6 protein-coding genes and 1 pseudogene are annotated in these 2,525 nt (G+C 41.0%); 6 read left to right on the top strand and 1 reads right to left on the bottom strand.

Annotation, left to right across the window (positions count from 1 at the left end; translation table 11 throughout):
- The first annotated feature begins 109 nt into the window (after nt 1–109).
- The 6 genes and pseudogenes from VN379_RS06285 to VN379_RS06265 all read left to right on the top strand — a co-directional run bounded on the left by VN379_RS06285 (nt 110) and on the right by VN379_RS06265 (nt 1,931).
- Nucleotides 110–283: a hypothetical protein gene (locus VN379_RS06285; RefSeq protein ID WP_325531932.1), complete on the top strand. Its 174-nt coding sequence runs from the start codon at nt 110–112 to the stop codon at nt 281–283.
- Nucleotides 284–295: 12 nt separating this feature from the next.
- Nucleotides 296–643, top strand: a complete 348-nt coding sequence (locus tag VN379_RS06280) for a major capsid protein (RefSeq protein ID WP_325531930.1) — start codon at nt 296–298, stop codon at nt 641–643.
- Between the two features lie 203 nt (nt 644–846).
- Nucleotides 847–945, top strand: a pseudogene (locus tag VN379_RS25095) (N-acetylmuramoyl-L-alanine amidase); the annotation flags it as partial.
- Between the two features lie 33 nt (nt 946–978).
- Nucleotides 979–1,236: a hypothetical protein gene (locus tag VN379_RS06275; RefSeq protein ID WP_325531928.1), complete on the top strand. Its 258-nt coding sequence runs from the start codon at nt 979–981 to the stop codon at nt 1,234–1,236.
- A gap of 71 nt (nt 1,237–1,307) precedes the next feature.
- A complete protein-coding gene (locus VN379_RS06270; protein ID WP_325531926.1) occupies nt 1,308–1,430 on the top strand; it encodes a hypothetical protein in 123 nt (40 codons plus the stop codon).
- A 57-nt stretch (nt 1,431–1,487) separates the two neighbouring features.
- Nucleotides 1,488–1,931 carry a hypothetical protein gene (locus VN379_RS06265; RefSeq protein ID WP_325531924.1) on the top strand — a complete coding sequence of 148 codons (444 nt, stop codon included), beginning with the start codon at nt 1,488–1,490 and terminating at the stop codon, nt 1,929–1,931.
- A 55-nt stretch (nt 1,932–1,986) separates the two neighbouring features.
- On the opposite strand, the gene VN379_RS06260 is transcribed toward VN379_RS06265, so the two are convergent.
- A complete protein-coding gene (locus VN379_RS06260) occupies nt 1,987–2,340 on the bottom strand; it encodes a hypothetical protein (RefSeq protein WP_325531922.1) in 354 nt (117 codons plus the stop codon).
- Between the last annotated feature and the right edge of the window lie 185 nt (nt 2,341–2,525).

Raw genomic sequence — 2,525 nt, 5'->3', positions numbered from 1 at the left:
GTATTCTCCGAGGATATGATAAAGGAATAGAAAACTAGGTTTAACCCCTTGACAATTAGCCGACAGTAAGTGATTAATACAACAACGCATAAACAAGGGGGCCGAAATCATGCAAGATAAACTTTTATCGAACGTAAAATGGGGAATCGGCACATGGCCGACAGGAACGGTAGTATCTATCATTCAAATCTCACAAAGCCATCCCGATAAAGTAAAGATTGAACGCTATCCCGGGAGCCCCACTGCATGGGTATATTTGGATGATATGGAGCCGCTTGAGTAGGCTCCTTTTTATTTGGAATGGCAGGAGCTTGCTGAGAGTGAGTCCGGTAATAAACCGACACGTGCCATTTACACCCGAAAAACCTGGGGCTATTTGATGGACAATGAAAAAATCAAGAAGGACATGAATGTTGAAAAAGGCCAGAACATTATCCTGACTGACAACATGCTGCAGCAGTATTTTATTAACAAGCTAGGCTTGACAATTACTGTTTACACGCAGAAATATGCTTTGACTGTTGCCGGCGCAAGCCAGCAGTTTTTCCCGGATAATGTGTTTACCTTATTGCCGGATGGAAAGTTGGGCGACACCTATTTCGGTACGGTCCCTATGTTCATGATGGGACACCACCACACATAATTAGGCCACGCAACAAAAAATGGCTGAGATGGCCTAATGGCAATGGATTTCGATTTGCCAAAATGGTTATGCACCCGGGAACTAAGCCGGATCAATTTATTTACGGAGCGGGCGAAGCCAATCAACAGCACATTAATGAAGTTTTCAACCGCTACGCTGACAGAGCAATCAAGGAGGCCGGTCTATGATCTATTGTTCAACTGATATCAAATGCGAGGGATGAGCAACTGCTGGTTACCAGGCAGGATGATTTCGCCCGTGCTATCGCCAGAGGTGTAACTGATTATGTAACACAATGCTAGTTGACAGAATACAATAAATTAGGAGGTGAGTAGGTGGACGAAAAACTAATAGAAGAAATCAAGGAAAGAGTCAAAGCAGAACTCAAAGCAGAACTCAAAGCAGAACTCAAAGAGGAGCTTAAAGAAGAAATGTTAAGACTCAAGGAAGAACTCAAAGAAGAGATCAAGACTGTTGGATCAAAGATTAATGATAAGGTTGAAGAAACAGCCGCAAAATATCAAATACCAAAATGGGCGGTATGGCTATCAGGGGCGGTAGTTATCGGTTTGGCTATAAAGCTTATATTTTAGGCGACGACGTTTGTCGCCTATACATAAAAATAGCGCCGAATTAACGGCGCTTAAATGGGAGTGAGAAATACATGTTTAGTTTAACCAAGCGCCAGGCGGTCATACTGCTTGGCGTTGTTTTATTGGTGGTAGTTGCAGGATACTTTGCCTATCAGCACTTTAACCAGCCGGAGCCGGTAACGACTCTATCTTAAGAGCAGGCTGAAACCCCGGCAGGGGTACAGCAGGCGGCAGACAATGCCAAGGTAAAAATGCTGCAGTCGCAACTTGATGATGCGGCCAAGGAGATTGCCCATCTAAAAAATAAACCACCGGACACGATTATTAAAACAGTGCCAGTGGAAGTTATTAAGGTAGTTACGAAAGAAGTTAAAAAGCGCGGTGCTAATTTTGGAATGTTAACAGACCCTGATCATCCCAATAATCAAATTGATCTAAATGAAATTGCTACCTTGCCGGAAGGAACAACAGTCAATTTAAATCAATACAACGTTTTCGCTTACAGGAAGGTTATTCGGGGTTTTAATGTTATGCCTGACTGGACGGAATCGATTAAAAGGGGTAGTCCGCGGATTCAGGAAGTTACTTATGATGTTAGCCGCCGGATTACTAAGGATGGCAAATATATTGGTGGTGTAGTTGGATACGATTTTAAGCATGATGAGGCGAAAGCCGGAATTCGATATTCGTTTTGATGCTTAGCCTCAGACTTATTAGTCTGGGGCTTTTTTTATTTGTGAACATTAAACACTACAATGAAATCTTTAATACTCCATAATATATGACTAAAATAACAAAAAAGGGTAGAATTGAAAACTCTTCTTTCTTATGCTCTTTACAATCCTTGCAGCTTTTGCAATCGCATTCCCTTAAAAAAGATGGATCCTTATATTGCATATATGCTATGAAACCAAATACTGCTGTAATGAATACAAATGAACCGATTTTATCACCAATATCCATAGGCGCGCCAAATACGTTAATAGCTATTTGAGTTGCACCTTCAATAATTAACATGAGAAACGCAAAACCAAGTATCAACGCTACTAGTAAGGCTAATAATGCTAGTAGCCATGCAAATAATGATGAGAATACTTTTAACATACAGCCCCCTTAGAGAGTTGAGTGTGATTTAAGTGTAGCATATTTAACTCATTGAAAAAAGGGAGTTAGGTATAGCGATTATTCGGTCGTGTTATCATCGCCCCCGGACTTCGGTCTGAGGCTTTTTTATTTTGCACAAAAAAATACCGCATATTTACTGGTCGATGTTCTTAATTATTTTACTC

This window comes from Sporomusa sp., from assembly GCF_035561255.1.
In the GTDB taxonomy this organism is placed as follows: Bacteria; Bacillota; Negativicutes; order Sporomusales; family Sporomusaceae; genus Sporomusa.
This window is presented reverse-complemented; position numbering and strand designations above follow the sequence as displayed.